Source organism: Nocardiopsis metallicus (assembly GCF_014201115.1).
Classification (GTDB): Bacteria; Actinomycetota; Actinomycetes; order Streptosporangiales; family Streptosporangiaceae; genus Nocardiopsis; species Nocardiopsis metallicus.
In genome coordinates this window covers 931567-950585 of record NZ_JACHDO010000001.1, presented here as the reverse complement: position 1 = coordinate 950585, position 19019 = coordinate 931567, and the positions used below count along the sequence as shown (strand labels likewise).

Here is a 19019-nt window from a genome sequence, read left to right as displayed (position 1 = left end):
GTTCACTTTACAGCTGATTTTTCCGGAACGGGAGACCAGGACAGAAACCTCCCTGCACGCGTCGGGCGGGTGCGGACGGCCCCACCGCCCGCACCCGCCCGGCACCTTCGTTAGCCCTCGGCCCGTTCCACCACGGCCGCCCACTCGTCGAGCAGGCGCTGCGCGCTGTCCGAATCAGGACCTTCGGCCCAAAGATGGGTGACCGCTTCGGCCGTGTCCGGCAGGACCAGGGCCCAGCTTCCGTCCGGCTCGATCACCCGGACCCCGTCCGTGGTGTCCAGTTCGCGCTCGCCCGCGGACTCCACGACCGCGCGCATGACGCTTCCCTTGACCGCCCACGGGGTGGGCACCGAACGCCGTAGCAGGTGCGCCTGGGGGATCGCACGGTCGATCTGGCCGATCGAGCGCCGGGTCCGCGCCACCAGCCCCAGCAGCCGCACGAAGGCGGCGATGCCGTCACTGGTGGGACTGAACTCGGGGAGGACGAACCCGCCCCGGCCGTCACCGGCGAAGATGATCTCCTCGCCCTCCGAGCGAACCGCCTTGGTCAGCTCGTCGGTGGCGGTGGCGGTCCAGAGCACCTCGACCCCGTAGGAGCGGGCCACCGTCTCGGCCACCCGGGTCGTGGTGACCGGAAGCGCCACCCGCCCGCCGCGGCGTTCGGCGGCGACCAGGTCCAGTACCACCAGGAGCGCTCGGTCGCCGTCCACCAGCTCGCCGTTCTCGTCCACGATGGCCAACCGTTCGGCCACCGGGTCGAAGCGCACCCCGAAGTCGGCCCCGGAGCCCGCCACCAGCTCGCCCAGCCGCTCCAGGTCCCGCATCTTCTTGGCCACGGTGTCGGTGGGCGAGGCCTCGTCCAGCCGGTTGTTGACCGTGAGCACGTCCACGCCGATCCGCCCCAGGAGTGAGGGCAGGATCAGCGAGCCCGTACCGCCCGCGCAGTCCACCACGACCTTCAGCTCGGCCTCGGCCACCCCGGAGGTGTCCACGGCCCTCAGGAGCTCGTGGGAGTAGTTCTCCACGTTGCGGGAGGGGAAGGTCAGCTCACCGATCTCGCCGGGGAAGGCGCGCCGGTACTCGGCCCGGGAGAAGACCCGGTCGAGTTTGCGCTGCGCCCCCGGGGAGAGGTCGGCGCCCTGGCCGTCCAGGAACAGGATGTCCACGGACTCGGGGTCGCCGGGGCTGGTGCGCACCATGATGCCGCCGCTCATCCCGCTCTGCGAGGTGTGGAAGCGCGCCACCGGCAGCGGCACGACCTCCAGGTCCCGGACGTCCATGGCCGCGGCCGTCAGCGCGCTGATGATCGCCCGCTTGAGCGTGCGCGCCGCCCGCGAGACGTCACGGGAGGTCGTGACCATCGCGCCCTTCTTGAGCGTGGTGGCGTAGGCGTTGGCCAGCCGGACCGCGAGCTCGGGCGTGATCTCGACGTTGATCAGGCCGGACACGCCCCGGGGACCGAACAGCGAACGCTGCCCGCGCGACTCCCAGACCACGTTGGTGTTGACCACCGCCCCGGCCTCGATGGTCTTGAACGGGTAGACCTTCACGTCGTTGTTGACGTAGGCCTCGGACTCGATGACGCAGTCCTCGCCGACGACCGCGCCCTCCTCGATCCGGGCGGCCGCCATGACGTCCGTGTTCTTGCCGATCACACAGCCGCGCAGGTTGGCGTTGCGGCCGATGAACACGTTGTCGTGCAGCACCGTGCGGTGGGCGAAGGCATCCGCCCGTACCACGGCGTTGCTGCCGACCACCGTGAACTCGCGCAGCTCGGCCCCGGCCTCGACCTTGGCGTAGTCGCCGATGTAGAGGGGGCCCTTGAGGACGGCGCTGGTGTCGACCTCCGCGCCCTCGCCGACCCACACCCCCGGGGACACCTCGAAGCCGTCGATCTCCACGTCGACCTTGCCCGAGAGCACGTCGGCCTGCGCGCTGAGGTAGCTCTCGTGGGTGCCCACGTCCTCCCAGTAGCCGTCGGCGACGTACCCGTAGAGGGGCTCGCCCTCCTCCAGGAGTTCAGGGAAGACGTCGCCGGACCAGTCGACCACCTCGCCCGCGGCCACCCGTTCGAGGACCTCCGGCTCCATGATGTAGATGCCGGTGTTGACGGTGTCGGAGAAGACCTGGCCCCAGGTGGGCTTCTCCAGGAAGCGCTGGATGCGCCCCTGCTCGTCCACGATGATGATGCCGAACTCCAGCGGGTTGGGGACCCGCTTGAGGGCGATGGTCACCTTGGCGCCGCGCTCCTTGTGGAAGCGGACCATGTCGGTGAGGTCGATGTCGGTGAGCGCGTCGCCGGAGATGACGATGAACGGCTCCCCGCGCAGGTGCTCCTCGGCGTTCTTGACGCTGCCCGCCGTACCGAGCGGGACCTCCTCGGCGACGTAGTGGAGCTTCATGCCGAGCTCCTCGCCGTCGCCGAAGTAGTTGCGGATGAGCGTGGCCAGGAACTGCACGGTGACCACGGTCTCGGTGAACCCGTGCTTGCGCAGCAGGAGCAGCACGTGCTCCATGATGGGCTTGTTGACCACCGGCAGGAGCGGTTTGGGCTGGTTGGCGGTCATGGGGCGCAGGCGCGTGCCCTCGCCGCCCGCCATCACCACGGCCTTCATCGGGGGGATCGCAGTGGCGTCGGGTGCGGCGCCGGACGCGGAATCGGTCGTACTCATCGCAGGGACCCCCGAACGGCGGTGCGGTCAACGCGGCCAAGGGGCGCGACGGGGGGTAGGTACTCGGAGCGCGCGGCCTCGCGCGCGATGGGACATGTTCTCATGGCGGAGATGACACTCCCTTTCGATCCGACAGGACTCTGGTGAGCCGGTCCGCCGGTTCGTTCAGTGGATCAGGGCCCGGTCCTGCCCTGATCCGGCAGGCCCGGTCCGTCCGGGCCTTCGGGTGCCGCGCCGGGACGACCGTCCGCGGTCGCCGGTGCGATCGGATCCGATCGGTCCACGCCGTGGCCGCGTGCGGGGTCGCTGTCCCGGGCACCCGCGTGGATACCCGCGTGATCAGCGCGTTCGTCGCGGCGGGTCTGGCCTATCAGGCGCAGTCCCTGTACGGCGTAGAGCAGTCCGGCCCACCAGTACAGAGCCGTTCCCCACAGGGCGAAGGCCCAACCCATAATCCTGGCCACATCTCCGACGATCGACGCGTAGCCCGCGATGAACAGGAGCGGGAACGCGTACAGAAGGCAGAGCGTGGCGGCCTTGCCCGCGAAGTTGACCGGCAGCGGCCCGTAACCGAAGTGGCGCAGCAGCGGCAGCGCGCCCAGGATGAGGACGTCGCGCAGGACCAGGAGGGCCATCAGCCACCACGGGACGATGCCGCGCACGACCAGGCCGAGCAGGGCCGCGAAGATGTAGAGGCGGTCGGCGAGCGGGTCGAGGATCTGCCCCAGTTTGGTGGCCTGGTCCCAGGCCCGGGCGATCTTGCCGTCCAACCAGTCGCTGAGCCCGGCCAGGGCGAGCACGAGCAGCGCCCACCAGTCCTCCTGCGGGCCCAGGATGAGCCAGAGGAACAACGGCACGCCCAACAACCGGAGCATGCTCAACAGGTTGGGAACCGTCCAGATGCGGTCACTGACCACCGGGCTGGCCACGCTGCCCCCCGCCTCGTGTCTGCCTTCTTCCGCGGATCGCCCCATGGCGCCAACGATAACCGGCGGGACCGTCGTTTCCCGCCACCTCGCGCTCCACCGGGCCCAGGATGCCCGGCGGAGGACCGCCCGCTCATCGTATCGTGTACGGATTTGTCCCTTCACTCGGTATCCACCTGGGCTTTCGGTCCCTTGGGACACCGGTGGGGCTCGTGGGGCGCCCGGGACGAGGGACGGCCTCCGCCCGCTTTGTGCTCACCAGCCCGTCGGCGGGGCCTCGACCGGGCCCCGCCGACGGGGGACGGACCCGTGGTCAGGCAGGCCCGTCGCTACCGGAAGCGTCCTCGGCCGCGGCCCGGTCCTGGCCGACCTCGTCAGGCGCGCCGCGGCGCGCGGCGAAGGCCTTGCGCAGGGCCACGGACGCCTCCACCATCATCCACACCGCCAGGCCGAAGATGACCAGGTCCAGCGGGGCGAGCACGAAGCGCTGCATCGGGTCGTCGCTCAACGCGAAGTCCCTCAGCTGCACCAGGAGCGCCCACGAGGTCATGACCGCGAGGAACACCAGGGGCACCAGGACCGCGACGGGGTTGCGCCCCTGCTTGGTCACCCACACGGCGATGACCGACAGCGCCAGTCCCGCGGTCAGCTGGTTGGTCGTACCGAACAGTTGCCAGAGGGTCCCGGCGGCGAAGTTCCCCGGGATGAGCGCCAGCCCGAAGGGGATCACCACCGCGACGAGCGTGGCGGCGGTGATGTTGCGGCCGAGGAAACGCGAGGAGCGTTCGAGCACGCCGCCATCGGCCGCCTTCTCCCTCACGATGGAGCTGATCTCCTGGATGGTGTAGCGCTGGAGTCGGACCGCGGTGTCCAGGCTCGTGGCCGCGAAGCTCACCACGACCACGGTGGCGAACACGAGCCCGACGCCCTCGGGGATCCCGATGTTGGACGCGAAACCGGCCACCCCCTCGACGAAACGGCCCGCGGGGTTGGTACCGGCGGTCGCCCAGTCGGCGTAGTGGTCGGTCCAGGCGGTCCCCTCGTTGGCGGAGAAGACCATGATGCCCGCGGTGCAGGCCAGGATCGAGCAGACGGCCAGCGTGCCCTCACCGAGCGAGCTCAGGTAGCCCACGTAACGTGCGTCGGTCTCCTTGTCCAGCTGCTTGGAGGTCGTCCCTGAGGCGACCAGGCTGTGGAAACCGGACACCGCACCGCAGGCGATGGTGATGAACAGCAGCGGGAAGATGGGCGGGCTTCCCTCGGGCAGGTCCCCGCGGAAGGCGGGGGCCTCGATCGTGTTCATGCCCACGATGATGCCGACCATGATGACGAGCAGGCCCACCACCATCTGCTGCTGGTTGATGTAGTCGCGGGGCTGCAGGAGCAGCCACACCGGCAGGCGCGAGGTGAAGAAGGTGTAGACGAAGATCAGCACCAGCCACACCAGCGCGGGGTCGGCGCCCAGCAGGTTCGCCAGCGGGTCCACGGTGATGGGGAACGCCTGCCCGAGCGGGATGCACGCGTACACGACCAGCAGGCTGATCAGCGAGGGGACGAGCGCGGCGGTGCGCCTGCGGTAGACGACCTGGCCCACCCCGATCGCCAGCGGAATGGTGACCAGGACCGGGAGCACCGCCTGGGGGTTGGCGATGAGCAGGCCCGTGATGATCACCGCGAACACCGCGTTGACCATGGTCACCAGGAAGAAGATGATCAGCAGGAACAGGATCCGGGCCCGGGTCCCGATCACGTCCTTGGCCAGGGCACCGATGCTCTTGCCCTTGTGCCGCACCGACACCACGATCGCCCCGAAGTCATGGGCGCCGGAGGCGAAGATGGTGCCCAGCACCACCCACAGGAGCGCCGGCCCCCACCCCCAGAAGACCGCGATGGCGGGGCCGACGATCGGCGCCGCGCCCGCCACGGAGATGAAGTGGTGGGCGAAGACGATGTGCTTGTTGGTGGGGACGTAGTCGATCCCGTCCTTGTAGGCGTGGGCGGGGGTGACGAAGTCGGGGTCCAGGGCGTAGACCCGCTTGGCGAGATAGGCCGAGTAGAACCGGTAGCCGAGGGCGAACAGCGCCAGGGCTCCGAGGAGGACTGCTAGGGCCGACATGGGGGTTCCTTCGAACTCGCGGCACCGGGTGCGGCTGGGAAAGGGGATTGGCGCCTGACTAGGGTGTATACAGTGCAGGCGAAATTAGCACGTGACGTTCGCCACGGTGAAGGGCGGGCGGCGGGCTTCTTGCCCGCCTCGGCGCGAGAGGGCTGCGCCGCCGGGCGGACGAGGGCCCGGGGAGCCGCCGCGGAACGGGGAGCGGCCCGCCGCGGCGCCCCGGCCGGCGCTAGTCCAGGGAGAGGATGCGCTCGGCCTCGCGCCGCCCGGACAGCAGGGCCCCGTGCACCGTGGCGGTGTGCTCGATGTCGGTGGCCTCCCCCGCGAAGAAGACCCGATCGCCGACGGGCGCGCCCAGCGCCCTGCGGTCCTCGTCCCCGGCCCCGACTGCGGTGAAGGAGAACCCGCCCCGTGCGAAGGGGTCGTCCATCCAGTGCGTCAGGTAGTGGTCGATCGGGTCCGGTGCCTTCTTGAACATGCCGCGCAGGGACGCCATGGCGTGCGCGACCACGTCGCCGTCGTCCATCCCGGCCAGGAACCGCGCGGCGTTGCCCCCGTTGCGGCTGACCAGGATGGGCTCGCCCAGGACGTTCTGCCCGGCGAACCAGTGGAACCAGGCGCCCTCCTCGGTGCCCAGGTGCACCAGCACCTCGGCGTCGCCCCAGAAGACGTCGTCGAAGCGCAGGAAGAGCTTCTCCAGCCGGCCGTTGCCCAGGCGCCGCACGGCATCGCGCTTGTCCGCGGGCAGCTCCGGGGTGAAGTCCACCTGCCCGGCCTGCAGGACCCCCAGCGGCAGGGTGACCAGTACCCGGTCGGCGGTCAGCGTCTCCTCACCGTCGGGGGTCTCCACCCGCACGCTGGCTCCGCGGTCGTCGTGGGAGACGCTCAGCACGACGTGCTCCATGCGCACGTCCAGCCCTCGGGCGAGGTAGTCGGTGAGCTGGCTCATCCCCTCGGGGAAGACCACGTCGTCACCGCTGAACTCGTGGACGGAGGCCACGGCGGAGAAGGCGACCTCCTCGGCGTCCGCCCCGTGGTCGGCCTCGGCGATGCGGTGCACGATCTCGGCGGCGTCCCTGGCCCGCGAGCGCACGAGGTTGACGTCGTAGAGGGCGTGCTTGATGCCATCCTCCATGGACTCCTCCGGGCTCGCGCCGACCGTGGCCCAGTACATGTGCTCGTGCAGGAGGTTGACGTCCTCCATGTTGCGGGTGTGCCGGTCGAACAGGAGCCTGCGGCCCTTGGGGTCGTAGGCGGTCTCGGTGGAGCGGTTGAACACGGCGGTGCGCGCTCCCACCTCGTCAACCAGCCGCGACAGCGGGTTGTTCTCCTGGCCGCGCATCCAGGAGGCCCCCGCGTCCAGGGTGGTGCCGTCCCAGGTGTGCACCGAGTGGATGCGCCCCCCGGTCCGGCTGCGCGCCTCGAGCACCGTCACGCGCTCGCCCTGTTCGGCCAGCCGGTCCGCGGCGGCCAGCCCGGCCATCCCGGCGCCTACGACGATGGTGTGCCCCCGTCCCGGGTCGGCCTCGCGTCCGCGCGGTTCGGGCTCGGCGCGGGTACCCGCCCCGGAGGCCTCCTTCCCGGTGACCTCCGCGCTCACGTCCTCGCTCATCGCACTCCCCCTCCGTGCCGGCGGCCCACAAGTGCGACCTTATGCGCACCAACTGCCCTCACCAGGGACGACACACCCACGGAGCTCTGCACGGGGCCGGAAGGAGGTCGGGGAGGGACCCTGCGGGCCCTCCCCCAGGGGGTCACGCGGGCCGAGGCGGACCGGGCCGTTGAGAACGGTACGGCCTCTGATCAGCATGTGGTCGGGCTCGGTGTCGACGGGGACGTCGTAGACGATCGTCATCTCGCCGCTCTCCCCTGGCGGCAGGGTGATCGCCGGGCGGGCCGGTCGTAGGCGCTGCCAGCGGCAGACGGCCAGGCGGTGCTCGGTCCCGGAGCTGCCGAGGGGGCTCTGGCCCGGAGAAGGCATGCGTTCCTCCTCGGCGCCGATGTTCTCGACCGTCATGTCGATCGCCAGGTACTAACCGCTGGGGTCGTTGTCGCCCCGGGAGTTGGCGAGCCTCCCAGGCCCCGTGACCACGGAGTCGAGAGTGAAGCGCGGGCCTTCGACCTGACCTGAACCGGTCACCCGGGAATCACTCCAAGCAATAACCTCGCGCACGAGGTATCTCCCGCGCGGCCTCCCGTTTCCCAGCTGGCCGGGGCGCCCGCGAGAAACAGAGGCGTCGGTTCCGCCCGAGCACGGAAAAGATCGCTGATGTACCTCCCCGCAGCAGGCCGCCCCGAGGGCCTCCCTCCCCCGTACGCCCCTGGGCCGTCTGCGGGACGATCGCCGCTCTGATGGCCGGCGGCGACCGCGACCCCTGCCTGGCCGGGCTGGAGGGCCCGGGGGCTCGATTGGCCGGGCCGGGGGTGGCGGGGTCAGGGTTCGACGTGGGCGGCGAGGTTGGCCAGCGACGAGCCGAGCCCGGCGGCGTGGTCCTCGGGTGTGATGCCCGGCGGCACCCCGGTCGCCTCGACGCTCACCCGGGTGCCCCCGTCGACCGGTGCGAGCCGCCAGGTCATCGTCATGGTCCCGGAGAAGTCGGGGTCCTCCGAAGCGAAGTCCACCCGCTGGACGATCCGTTCGCCGGGCAGCAGTTCGGCGAAACCGACCTCGGTGACGTCGGTGGACTCCGTGGTCTTGCCCTGCCCGGTTCCGGGATCGAGATAGGTCAGCGCCATCCGGAAGCCGCCGCCGGGTCGGAGTTCGAAGCGCTCGATCCGGCCGGTCATGCCCTCCGGGGGCAGCCAGGCCTCCAGTGCCCCGGGGTCGGTCATCGCCCGGTAGACCGTCGGCGGCGGCGCCGCGACGACACGTTCGGCGCGGTCGACCCGCGCGTTCCCCGCACCCTGTTCGCTTCCGTTCCGTTCTCGCTCCATGGGACCCACTCCGTTCAGACGATCCGTACCGGGGCCGGACGACAGGCAGGGCCCGACGATAACGCGGGCCGGGGACGCTCGGAGCGGCCGCGCAGCGGCGGGGCGGCGGTCGGCGCTCTTCACACCCACCGCCGCCCCCACATGCACGGGCGGTCCCGTCCTGACCGCCCGAACGTAGGAGCGGTCCCGTCCTGACCGCTCAGGGCACCCGGGTGGCAGGGCCCGGGTCCACGTCACCGCCGGGAGGCACGGCGTTGGCACCGCCTCCCGGGCGTTTGCCCATCCAGGAACCTAGTGCGCAAGGCTTTCAGATTTCTTCTGCCCCGAACCCTGCCGTGCGTTCCCGCTTCCGGGGCCTCGCGGCAGGGGATCAGCAGGTGTTGTCCTGGCTGCCGCGCCAGGTGATGTTGCGCAGGACGGTCCCCTCGGCGCAGGGCCGTTCGTCGATCGACGTGTCCACGACGGTCAGGTTCGCCAGGGTGATGCCCGAAGTGTTGGCGAACTCGTCCCGGGCGGCGATCCGGATGTCACCCGGGCCTTCGACCGTCCCTCCCGCGAGGGTGACGTTGTGGCAGTTCTCGATCAGGACCGCGTTGCCGCCGGTCCCGGAGATGTCCACGCGTTCGATGACCGCCCCGCCGCTCTCCGAGACGCAGAAGACCCCGCGGCCGCCGCCGCGCGCGCGGACCTCGCCGACCCGGATGTTGGCGGGGTAGGCGTCCCCGACCCTGCCGTTGCGGTTGGCCATGCGGAAGGCCGCGTAACCGGTGCCCGCCCCCGCGTTCTCCGCGTCCACCAGCCCGATGTCGGCGTTCTCCGTGTCGTTGAGCAGCAGCCCCGAGTATCCGGTGTCCCGGGCCGTGACGGTGCCCACCGTGAACCCGTCGACGCCGTAGGTCTCCACACCGTGGTTGTCGGTGCCCGAGACCCGGATGTCGTCGATGCTGATGTCGCGGGCCTGCCTGACGGCGTCGTTGTCGCGGCTGTCGACGCGCATTCCGTGGCCGCCGGACATGCTCAGGTCGACCTGTCCGAAGTGGACGCCCTGGGCGCTCTGCACGAACACCCCGAAGTAGGGCGATCCGCTCAGGGACAGGTGGGGAACGGACACGTCCTGGACGTGGCGGATGCGCACGACGGCGTGGTTCGCGCCCACCGCCCCGACTGCGTCGATGGTGCCGCACACCTCGAAGGACGTGTGGCTGGGCAGGTCGAGGGAGGCGTCCGCGGGCACGGTCCCCGATCCGCGGACGACCACGCTCTCCTGGGTGGTACGCCCGGGATCGAGGCTGTCGACCGCGGCGCGCATGGCGGCGAGCATGTCGGATCCCTCGTGGACGGCCTCCCCGCCGTTGCGCACGGTCCAGGTCGCCCCGTCCAGTTCGGCCTCCGCGTCGTAGCTGCCCGCCCCGCACCGGGAGGCGGCCCCGACGGGAGCCTCCGCGGCGGTCGAGGCGCCTTCGGAGGCCCTCTGGAGTTCGGGCTCCGGGGGCGGGGCCGACGGGACGAGGCTCGCCGCCGCCACCCCCAGCCCCGCGAGGACGGCCAGGGCCGCGGTGGGCGGGGCCCAGCGCGGACGTGTTCGGTTGCTGTGAGAACGCATACTGCTCCTCGTGTGCGGGCCCATGGGGGCTGGGGGTCACGAACACGGTGCGGAACTCATTCCGCACGGTGAGTTCCGGAAGCTAGCACGGAAAGCGTTTTCCCGATACCGCCCCAGCCATCGACTCCAACCCGCCTCGCACTGGCGCCGGGCAGGTGGTTGGATACCCTGCGTAGTCAGCCCGTAGCGAGAAGGAGCCCCGTGCGTCTGCCCCGAACCCCGTTGACCCTGGTCCTGGCCGCGGCCCTGACCCTGTCGCCCGTGCCCGCGGTCGCCGTGGCTCCCCCGTCCGGCCTGGACGCCCTGGTGGGCCTGTCCGCCGAGCGCCTGGCGACCGCCGAGGCCGTCGCCGCGGCCAAGTGGCACACCGGGGCGCCGGTCGAGGACCCCGCGCGCGAGGAGGCGGTTCTGGAGTCGGCGCGGGAGCAGGCCGCACGGTCGGCGACCGACCCCGAGCGCGCGGCGACGGTCGTCCGCGACCAGATCGAGGCGCACAAGACGGTCCAGCACGCACTGCACGCACGGTGGACCGTTCTGCCCGGCCGGGCCCCGGCCGAGGAGCCCGACCTGGGCGAGGTACGCCCCGCACTGGACCGGATCACCCTAGATCGTTGATGGGGGTTTGGTGTCCTGGTCAGTGGTCGTAGGCGATCAGGGACCGCTTGACCGGGGCACCGATCAACCAGTTGTGCCAGATCGCGGCGTTGAGCGCGCAAATCCTCTGACAGGTGCGCGCCCACAACCCTTCCGTGGTGCGGGCCGCGTGACGCTCCAACCCCAGCTGGTTCTTCAACGTCCAGATCACCGCCTCAACGCGTTGGCGCAGCCAGGAGGGGAACACCTTCACGTCGGGTTCGGGCTCATCCTCGCGGATCGGGCGGATGAGTAGATAACCCAGCTCAGCCGCATCAGCCTCGATCTTGGCTCCGGCGAAGCCCTTGTCACACACGATCGGGGCCGGCCCGGGAGCGCAGGCCTGAACGTGCAGCAGGTGCAGGGCCTGAGCACGCTCGTCCAGCTCTTTGGGATGAGCCAGGCTGAACGCGCACACCGCTCCCTCGGTGGTGGTGATGAGCATGAGCTTGGCGCCCCAGTAGAAGGCGTGGTGGGAGACGTCGCGTCCGTATCCGGCGATCTCGCCCAGCATGGAGCGGTTGACCGTGGTGCGCGAAGCACCGCAGCGCAGTGGGGTTCCGTCCATCAACCGCAGCCGCTCCCACCAGGTAGGCACGGCCCTGGCCAACCACATCGCTGCTGTGAACAGGGCCGGTGCCAGATCGCGCAGGTGGCGGTTGTACTCGGACTGGCCGGGCAGGCGGGGGAAGAGGTGGCCGATCCGGGCCGGTGCGGCGCGCAGCCAGTGGCGCTCTGAGTCATGGCGCAGCAGGACTTGGGCGATGGCCACGCACACGAGTTCTGGGTCGGTGAGCAGCCTTTTGGGGCCGCGTTTGCGGGGTTGTTCACGCGAAGGCAGGACGTGGTCGTCCAGATGGACGTAGAGTGCGGTCAGAAGGGCGTCAAGGTTGGTCGTCACACACCGATCCTTGACGCCCTTCGTCATGGGCGCAGGAGTTCCAGAAAACTCCCATCAACGATCTAGGTGTACTGACCTGAGAGGTTAGGAACACGAGAAGCGGGAGGGCCGCCAACGGCGGTGTGGAACCGGTGGTGATTGTACTCGTGCAACCACCCACCGAACGCCTCCCGCTTCTCGGTCTCTGATCGATAGGGGCGGGCGTAGGCCCATTCGTCGACCAGGGTGCGGTTGAACCGCTCGACCTTGCCGTTGGTCTGAGGCCGGTAAGGGCGGGTGCGTTTGTGCTTGATCCCGGCCTTGACCAGGGCGTCGCGCCACAGGTGGGACTTGTAGCAGGACCCGTTATCGGTCAGTACCCGCTCCACGGTGATCCCGACCGAGGCGAAGTAGGAGTTGGCTCGTTCCCAGAACCCGACAGCGGTCTCCTTTTTCTCGTCGGCCAGGATCTCGGTGTAGGCCAGCCGCGAGTGATCGTCCACGGCGTTGTGGAGGAAGGCATAGCCAACGTTGGCGCGGTTCTTGCGGCCTTGGGGCCGCCCCAGCGTCTTGTGGCCGCCGCCGTCGGGGATGTTGCCGAGCTTCTTGATGTCCACGTGCACGAGTTCACCGGGCCGCTCGCGTTCGTAGCGGCGCACGGTGCGGCCGGTGGCGCGGTCCAGGTGGGACAGGCGGGCGCACTTGTAGCGGGTCAGGACGCGGTGCACGGTCGAGGCGCACATGCCCAGGTGCCCGGCGATGCGGGCTGGTCCCCAGCGTTTGAGGCAGCGCAGTTTGATGACGCGGCGCTCACGGTGGGTGGGGGTACGCCGGGGTGAGTGGTGCGGGCGGCTGGAGGCATCGACCATGCCCGCCTCGCCATGGGCGCGGTAGCGGTCGGCCCAGCGTTTGGTGGTGCTCACGCTGGCCTGGAAGCGTTCCGCGGCCCTACGCAGTGTCCAGCCGTCTTCGACCACGCAGCGGGCCAACTCCAGGCGTCCGGCGGGTGTGAGACGGGCGTTGGCATGGGTAGTGTGGGCCACGGAGGGCCTCCTGACCTACTTCAGGTGTTGATCTAGACAATCCACACCTATGTCGGAGGCCCTCTCTTGCTGTCAAATCACTGCCGGGCCGTACTCAACCTCTGTGGTCAGTACATCTAGGCCTGGTCCGGGAGCTGGCCGCCACCGAGCGCGAACGCGCCCGCGCCGACTGCCCGGCCCGGCTGGCCCGAAGCACCGATCGGCACACACGCGAGGGGGGTTCGGACGGCGTGCACACCGACGCCCTCGCCCGCTCCCTCGTCTCCGTGTGCGGCTGAGGGAGCCTCAGACCAGGCGTCCCTCCCGGGCCACGACCCGGCCCGCGCGCACGACCGCATGGCGCTCGGGCAGGTCCACCACGACCTGGGGCAGGCATTCGCCTTCCACCAGGAGGAAGTCGGCGGGGGCGCCCGGCTGGAAGTCGGCCCGGTCCAGTCCGGCCAACGCCGCGCCGTCGTGCGCGCAGGTGAGGTAGGCGTCCCAGAGCTGCTCGTCGAGGCGGGCCCGCGACGCCTTGGCCAGCAGGTGCGCGCGGTGCAGCATGTCGGCGTCACCGAAGGGGCTCCAGGAGTCTCGGACACCGTCCGAGCCCACACCGAGCCGCACTCCGTGCTCGCGCAGCCGCGCCACGGGCAGGACCCGGGCCGGGCTCGGTGCCACGGTGGTGAGAGCGATCCCGGCCTCCCCCAGGGCCGCGGCGAGCACGTCGAAGTCCTCCTCCGCCCCGGTCATCCCGAAGGCGTGGCTGACCGTCACGTTGCCGCCCAGGTCGAGGGCCCGGGTGCGGTCGATGATCGCCCACATCGTGCGCGAACCGACGGGGCCGCCGTCGTGCAGGTGGATGTCGACCCCGACCCGGTGGCGGTCGGCCAGGCCGAACACGAGGTCGAGTTGGCCGTCGAGGTCGCCGTCGAAGCCCTCGGGGTCGATCCCGCCGACCAGGTCGGCCGCCCCGGTGCGCAGTGCCTCCGCCAACAGGGCGTCGGTTCCGGGCGCGCGCCGGACCCCGTGCTGGGGGAAGGCGACGATCCGCACGTCCAGGGCGTGCTCCAGCCGCTCGGCGGCCTCCCGGACCCCTTGGAGGCCCTCCAGCCCGTAGGCGGGGGCGATGTCGGCGTGGGCCCGCATCGCCCGGGTGCCGCGGGTGACGGCGTGGCCCATGAGCCGCTCCGCCCGCACGGCGACCGGGGTGGGGGTGTCCCGGAAGAGCTCGGCGTCCTGCTCGCCCAGCTCGGCGATCCCGCTGGCCGGGCGGCGCGAGTGCCAGGGCTCGCCCCAGGTGGTCTTGTCCGGGTGGATGTGCGCGTCGACGAGCGTGGGCAGGGCGATCCGCCCGCCGCAGTCCACCACCTCGGGACTCCCCTGCGCCCGCGCCGCCGACACCCGCCCGTCGACCACCACCAGGTCGACGGCGTCCCCGCCCATCGGTCGGACGTTCCGGAAGATCGTCGTGTGGCTCCGCTCGGCCATGGCAGCCTCCTCGCTTTTGGTATACCGCTAGAAGAGCATGCCAGAAGGAGAGTGGCCCCTCCACTCGGAGAGGCCACTCGGTGTCACGGGCGGACCGGTCGCGCCCCCGGCCCGGTCAGGACCTGGGCGGCTCCCCGTCCTCGTCCTCGAACTCGATCCGCTCCTTGCGGAGTTCGCCCTCGACGTGCTCCTCGCGGGTGACGTCGCGCTTGCGGACCCGGATCTCCTCGACCGGGACCTCCTCCTTGGAGACGACCGGGCGCTCCTCGTACAGGGTGAAGGTCTCCTCGTCCTCCTCCATGCGGCCCGTGTCCGTCACCTGCGAGGGGTCGGTGATGGGGCGGCGCTCCACCTCCAGCTCCTCGTGGTGCAGCGGGACCGTCTCGTCGAAGCGCTCGGTCTCCACGTGCTTGCGCATCCGGGCCTGCCCGCCCTCGCGCCGCTCGACGCCGATGTCCACCTGCTCCTCGTGGCGGAGCACCGACATGTCCTCGGTGTCGGCCCCAGCCGTTCCCCCGAGGCGCTCACTGGCGTGCTCGCCGGTGCGGTGGTCGGCGGTCTCATCGTGGGTCGCCGAAGGCATGGGGTGGGCCTGACCGCTCCCGGTCATGGCCTCTGCCGGATCGCTCCCGTGCATCTCCGGCTCGTCGCCCCGGCCCTCGCGCGGGTCCGCGAACTGACCGTGGCCCCCAGCCCCCGGGGACTCAGGCTCCTCAGCTCGGTCCCGGCTCTCCTCGGGAAGCCCCGGGCCACCCAGCCACTTGGGCATCTCCTGCCCGAGCGGGGCTCCCCGCGCGTCATCGGCCGCCTCTTCGGCGCCACCCGGAAGCCGCTGCTCTCCCTGCGCCTGCCGCGGGAAACCGCCGTTGCGGGCGAAGTAGTCGCGTACGAGCTCCTCGTCCTCGGGGGACACGTGCCGGTCCGCGTCGACGTTCGGCGCCTCCTTCACGGTGGCCTTGTCATAGGGGATCTGGATGTCCTCCTCCACCGGCTGGGCCCCCTGGAGCGGGATGAGGGTCTCCCTCATCCCGAACAGGCCGGTGTGGACCGACACCCAGCTGGGCCTGCCCGTCTGGTCGTCGAGGAAGACCTGTTTGATCTTGCCCACGTTGTGGCCCTCGGTGTCGAGCACACGGTGGCCGACGAGGTTCTCGGGTACGAATTCGCCTGTCACAGGACAGCCCCTTCCTGGTTCGCTGCGGTGAGAGCGTGCTCCCCCGGTTCGCTCCCCGCCTCTACCCGGTGACAAGCTCGGATACGGTCCTTCGCGCCACTCCGTGCACGAGCGAGTACCGACCCTAGACCCCCCGATGGAACTGCCCCTTCCCCCTTCATCAGCCAGTGGCGGACCCTTGGTCACCTGTTAACTCCGGGCGGGCCCCGCGAACAGCACGGAGCGCCCGCCCCCGAGAATCAGGGGCGGGCGCTCCAGTGTCCAGCTCGGTCGTGCGCGTTCACAGCACCCTGGGTCAGACCTTGCGGTGCTGGGGCACCCAGACGCCGTCCTCGACGGTGTAGTCGCCGAAGAGCGCCGGGGCCTCCGCCTTGAGGGTCTCGCCGATCAGGTTGAACAGCAGACGGATCTCCTCCTCCGCGCCGGGGGCGGTGCGGGCCTCCAGGGTGTGGCGCAGGGTGCGCACGTTGGCGGTCCACACCAGGCCGGTCGCCACGCCCTCGGGGGCGAAGCGGCGCATGAAGGAGGTCTTGTGCTTCTTCTCCGCGAACTTCACGCCCTCGTCGTCCAGCCCGAAGTGCTCGGCCATCCAGAACTGGAACTCCTCCATCTGCTGGAGCATCGCGGTGGCGCGCTCCATCAGCTCCGGGTCCTCCTCGGCCCAGTCGGGGAACCAGAACGGCAGGTCGCTCAGGCGCACGAAGCGCAGCGACTCCTGCGAGACGGCCACGCCGGGCCGGTGCCGGATGAGCTCGTGGGTGAGCACCCGGGAGACGTTGTGCAGCACGAAGCTGAAGCTGACGTGCTCCAGGACCGAACCGTGCAGGCTGGCCAGGATGTTGCCGAGGTAGGCGTCCTGGTCCTTGCGCACCCGGGTGACGTTCGGGTTCAGACCCGGCTCCCAGGAGCGGTAGCACAGGCGCCCGGCGAACTCGGCGAGGTTCTGCGGGTCGTTGAGGTGGGCGTCCAGGTCGCCCCGGTCGAAGCGCTCCAGCCACGCCTCTCCACCGACCTCCTTGAGGTAGTCGGCGATCGCGTCGTAGTCCACCTGCGGACGTGCAACCAGGCGGACCTGGGGCTCGACCTTCTTCACAGAAACCTCTTCTCGCAGCTCCCCGCCCCAAGGCACACGTCAGGGCCATGACCAGGGTTTTCCGGGGCACGGGAGCGTGTGTGGGGCTGGGCCGATTGACCTCCCACGAGGGTACACGTCCCGCTGGCACCCGATCACGGAACCGGGCCCGATCCCCGGGCGGGGTCGCGTGAGGGGCTAGAGGCCGAGGACGAAACCACCGGGTGTGAGGATGACACCGACGACGATGGCGACGATGCCCCACAGGAGCTGGCCGCGCAGCACGCCCAGGACGCCGGAGACGATGAGGATGATTCCGAGGATCAGCAGCAAAATACTCATGCACAACCCCTGTCCGCTAACGGATTGATCAAACTCCACCGATGGTGGAGTTTGTGTACGAAAATCCCCCAAGCAGGTGAGAGGTGTTCGATGCGCAGCAGATCACACCGGTGTGGCCCCGCGGAGCGCTCTCCGCGGGGCCACCGTCACCTGAAGTGCTCCAGGAGTTCCTAGAGGGTGATTCCGAAGGCCCAGCCAGCGAAGGCGTACATGGTGAACATGACCATGAAGACCGCGATGATGTTGAGCCAGACCCCGCCGCGCAGCATCTGACCGATCGAGACGTGTCCGGAACCGAACACCACCGCGTTGGGCGGGGTCGCGACCGGCAGCATGAAGGCCATGGAGGCGGCCAGCACGGCCGGGACCACCAGGGTCATCACCGGCAGGTCCATGCCCATGGCGATACCCGCGACCACCGGGAGGAACGTCGCCGTGGTGGCGGTGTTGCTGGTCAGTTCGGTGAGCAGCAGGACCAGCACGGCGATGCACAGCACCATGACCCAGGTCGGCACGTTCTCCAGGACCCCGACCTGGAGCCCGATCCACTCGCTGAGGCCGGTGTCGCCGAACTGCTTCGACAGGGCGATGCCGCCGCCGAACAACAGCAGGATGCCCCAGGGGAGCCGGACCGCGGTCTCCCAGTCCAGCAGGCGGTTCTGGCGGTCGACCGGGATGAGGAACAGGGCGACCGCGACCGCGATGGCGATGACGGAGTCGGAGATGTCGCCCAGGAAGGGCAGGGCGGAGGAGATCGTCTCGTTCCTGGCGAGCAGCGGGATGGCGATCCACGAGGTCGCGGCCAGCACGAAGACGACGGCGACCAGCTTCTCGCCACGGCTGATCGGGCCCATCTCCCGCAGTTCCTCGCGGATGAGGTCCTGCGCGCCCTCCAGCTTCTTGGTGGCGGGCGGGTAGACGAAACGGGTGATGACGACCCAGGCCACGACCAGGAAGGTCAGGGCCAGCGGGACGCCCACCATCATCCACTGGCCGAAGCCGATGGTGATGTCGTGGTTCTCGGCGAGGAAGCCGACCATGAGCGCGTTGGGCGGGGTACCGATGAGGGTGGCGACCGACCCGATGGAGGCGGAGTAGGCGATGCCCAGCATGAGGGCGGTCGCGAAGTTCGCGTCCTTCTTGCCGCCGCGCAGCTGGATGACCAGGCCGACCACGGAGATGCCGACCGGAAGCATCATGATCGTGGCGGCGGTGTTGCTCACCCACATCGTGATGAAACCGGTCGCGACCATGAAGCCGCCGATGAGGCGTACGGGGTTGGAGCCCACAGAGGCGACGATGGCCAGCGCCATGCGCTTGTGCAGGTTCCACTTCTGCATGGCCAGGGCGAGCATGAAACCGCCCATGAACAGGAAGATGACGTCCGCGCCGTAGGAGGGCGCCACGTCGGCGATGCCCACCTCGGGCAGCAGCATCGGGAACAGCAGCATCGGCAGCAGTGCGGTCACCGGGATGGGGAGCGCCTCGGTCGCCCACCAGGTGGCCATCAGCGCGGCGACGCCCGCGGTGATCCTTCCGCCGGTGCCCAGGGAGTCCGGGAGCAGCAGGAACAGGACCAGGGCGAGGACCGGGCCGAGGATCAGGCCGATCAACTTGGCTCGGGTGGGTTCGGGTCTGGCAGCCTGCTCGGTGGTCAGGGCGGGCAGTCCCGCCTTGCCGCGGGCTTCGCTGGTCACCATGGTGGGTCTTCTCCTTCGAGGGGATCCGGGAGGCGGGCGGAGCGGATGCCCGCCTCCGGAGAAAACCAGTGGCGACGACGTTGTTGCCGAGAAGTTTCCTGGTGTTTCTCCTTGATGCAGTGATGGTGGTCACCATGGCCCGCGTCACGCAATCAGGCGGAGAAGAGTTGAGATTGCCCTGACATTCGACAACCCCGGGTATCGGCGACGGATCACTGAGTGACGAACCCAGCGGTGCCACACCGGTGGCAAGGGTGTCCGCGCTGCGCGACGAGCGCTCACTGCCAGCGCGGCGCCCCCCATCCGCCCTGGTCCTGTCGCCGGTGGCCGCTCTGAGCCGTCGCGGGAGTCGGGGCCACAGGTCGTCGCGGCGGGTGTCGGGAGGGTTTCGGCGTGCGCCGCGGGCGGGCGCCGCCGGTGTGACCCCAGGGTCACACCGGCGGCGCCCGCGGTC

15 protein-coding genes are annotated in these 19019 nt (G+C 70.2%); 1 reads left to right on the top strand and 14 read right to left on the bottom strand.

Features of this window, described 5'->3' with window-relative positions; translation table 11 throughout:
• Nucleotides 1–110: 110 nt before the first annotated feature.
• The 7 genes from HNR07_RS04020 to HNR07_RS03990 form a co-directional block, all read right to left on the bottom strand.
• Nucleotides 111–2615: a mannose-1-phosphate guanyltransferase gene (locus HNR07_RS04020; protein ID WP_184371421.1), complete on the bottom strand. Its 2505-nt coding sequence runs from the start codon at nucleotides 2613–2615 to the stop codon at nucleotides 111–113.
• A 230-nt stretch (nucleotides 2616–2845) separates the two neighbouring features.
• Nucleotides 2846–3601, bottom strand: coding sequence for a CDP-alcohol phosphatidyltransferase family protein (locus HNR07_RS04015; protein WP_184371418.1), 756 nt, complete (start codon nucleotides 3599–3601; stop codon nucleotides 2846–2848).
• Nucleotides 3602–3911: 310 nt separating this feature from the next.
• Nucleotides 3912–5714, bottom strand: a complete 1803-nt coding sequence (locus HNR07_RS04010; RefSeq protein ID WP_184362083.1) for a carbon starvation CstA family protein — start codon at nucleotides 5712–5714, stop codon at nucleotides 3912–3914.
• Between the two features lie 229 nt (nucleotides 5715–5943).
• Nucleotides 5944–7326 (bottom strand): flavin monoamine oxidase family protein, encoded by a 1383-nt coding sequence (locus tag HNR07_RS04005; RefSeq protein ID WP_184362081.1) that lies wholly within the window; start codon nucleotides 7324–7326, stop codon nucleotides 5944–5946.
• Between the two features lie 39 nt (nucleotides 7327–7365).
• Nucleotides 7366–7731 (bottom strand): hypothetical protein, encoded by a 366-nt coding sequence (locus tag HNR07_RS04000; protein WP_184362079.1) that lies wholly within the window; start codon nucleotides 7729–7731, stop codon nucleotides 7366–7368.
• A 416-nt stretch (nucleotides 7732–8147) separates the two neighbouring features.
• Complete coding sequence (locus tag HNR07_RS03995) at nucleotides 8148–8648, bottom strand: SRPBCC family protein (RefSeq protein WP_184362077.1); 501 nt, start codon at nucleotides 8646–8648, stop codon at nucleotides 8148–8150.
• Nucleotides 8649–9018: 370 nt separating this feature from the next.
• A complete protein-coding gene (locus HNR07_RS03990; RefSeq protein ID WP_184362074.1) occupies nucleotides 9019–10251 on the bottom strand; it encodes a right-handed parallel beta-helix repeat-containing protein in 1233 nt (410 codons plus the stop codon).
• Nucleotides 10252–10452: 201 nt separating this feature from the next.
• On the opposite strand from HNR07_RS03990, the gene aroQ reads away from it, so the two are divergent.
• The gene (aroQ, locus tag HNR07_RS03985) at nucleotides 10453–10866 is read left to right on the top strand and encodes a gamma subclass chorismate mutase AroQ (protein WP_184362071.1); all 414 of its coding nucleotides are present in this window, start codon (nucleotides 10453–10455) and stop codon (nucleotides 10864–10866) included.
• A 19-nt stretch (nucleotides 10867–10885) separates the two neighbouring features.
• Here the strand turns inward: aroQ and HNR07_RS03980 are convergent, their stop codons facing one another.
• The 7 genes from HNR07_RS03980 to HNR07_RS03950 all read right to left on the bottom strand — a co-directional run bounded on the left by HNR07_RS03980 (nucleotide 10886) and on the right by HNR07_RS03950 (nucleotide 18565).
• Nucleotides 10886–11785 carry a transposase gene (locus tag HNR07_RS03980; protein WP_184362068.1) on the bottom strand — a complete coding sequence of 300 codons (900 nt, stop codon included), beginning with the start codon at nucleotides 11783–11785 and terminating at the stop codon, nucleotides 10886–10888.
• A gap of 62 nt (nucleotides 11786–11847) precedes the next feature.
• The gene (locus tag HNR07_RS03975) at nucleotides 11848–12807 is read right to left on the bottom strand and encodes an IS481 family transposase (protein WP_184362065.1); all 960 of its coding nucleotides are present in this window, start codon (nucleotides 12805–12807) and stop codon (nucleotides 11848–11850) included.
• A 285-nt stretch (nucleotides 12808–13092) separates the two neighbouring features.
• Nucleotides 13093–14277, bottom strand: a complete 1185-nt coding sequence (locus HNR07_RS03970; protein ID WP_184362062.1) for an amidohydrolase — start codon at nucleotides 14275–14277, stop codon at nucleotides 13093–13095.
• A 115-nt stretch (nucleotides 14278–14392) separates the two neighbouring features.
• Entirely contained in the window at nucleotides 14393–15451 is a 1059-nt protein-coding gene (locus HNR07_RS03965; protein ID WP_184362059.1) for a PRC and DUF2382 domain-containing protein, read from the bottom strand.
• Between the two features lie 295 nt (nucleotides 15452–15746).
• On the bottom strand, nucleotides 15747–16544 hold the full coding sequence (gene thyX / locus HNR07_RS03960; RefSeq protein ID WP_184362055.1) for an FAD-dependent thymidylate synthase: 798 nt from the start codon (nucleotides 16542–16544) through the stop codon (nucleotides 15747–15749).
• A gap of 177 nt (nucleotides 16545–16721) precedes the next feature.
• Nucleotides 16722–16865, bottom strand: a complete 144-nt coding sequence (locus HNR07_RS03955; protein ID WP_184362051.1) for a GPGG-motif small membrane protein — start codon at nucleotides 16863–16865, stop codon at nucleotides 16722–16724.
• A gap of 170 nt (nucleotides 16866–17035) precedes the next feature.
• The gene (locus HNR07_RS03950) at nucleotides 17036–18565 is read right to left on the bottom strand and encodes an SLC13 family permease (RefSeq protein WP_184362048.1); all 1530 of its coding nucleotides are present in this window, start codon (nucleotides 18563–18565) and stop codon (nucleotides 17036–17038) included.
• Nucleotides 18566–19019 lie beyond the last annotated feature (454 nt).

Bases quoted from the DNA above. Each gene is read 5' to 3' on its own strand.
- HNR07_RS04020 (WP_184371421.1), bottom strand. From the start codon at position 2,615: ATGAAGGCCGTGGTGATGGCGGGCGGCGAGGGCACGCGCCTGCGCCCC.
- HNR07_RS04010 (WP_184362083.1), bottom strand. From the start codon at position 5,714: ATGTCGGCCCTAGCAGTCCTCCTCGGAGCCCTGGCGCTGTTCGCCCTC.
- HNR07_RS04005 (WP_184362081.1), bottom strand. From the start codon at position 7,326: ATGAGCGAGGACGTGAGCGCGGAGGTCACCGGGAAGGAGGCCTCCGGG.
- HNR07_RS04000 (WP_184362079.1), bottom strand. From the start codon at position 7,731: ATGACGGTCGAGAACATCGGCGCCGAGGAGGAACGCATGCCTTCTCCG.
- HNR07_RS03995 (WP_184362077.1), bottom strand. From the start codon at position 8,648: ATGGAGCGAGAACGGAACGGAAGCGAACAGGGTGCGGGGAACGCGCGG.
- HNR07_RS03990 (WP_184362074.1), bottom strand. From the start codon at position 10,251: ATGCGTTCTCACAGCAACCGAACACGTCCGCGCTGGGCCCCGCCCACC.
- HNR07_RS03970 (WP_184362062.1), bottom strand. From the start codon at position 14,277: ATGGCCGAGCGGAGCCACACGACGATCTTCCGGAACGTCCGACCGATG.
- HNR07_RS03955 (WP_184362051.1), bottom strand. From the start codon at position 16,865: ATGAGTATTTTGCTGCTGATCCTCGGAATCATCCTCATCGTCTCCGGC.
- HNR07_RS03950 (WP_184362048.1), bottom strand. From the start codon at position 18,565: ATGGTGACCAGCGAAGCCCGCGGCAAGGCGGGACTGCCCGCCCTGACC.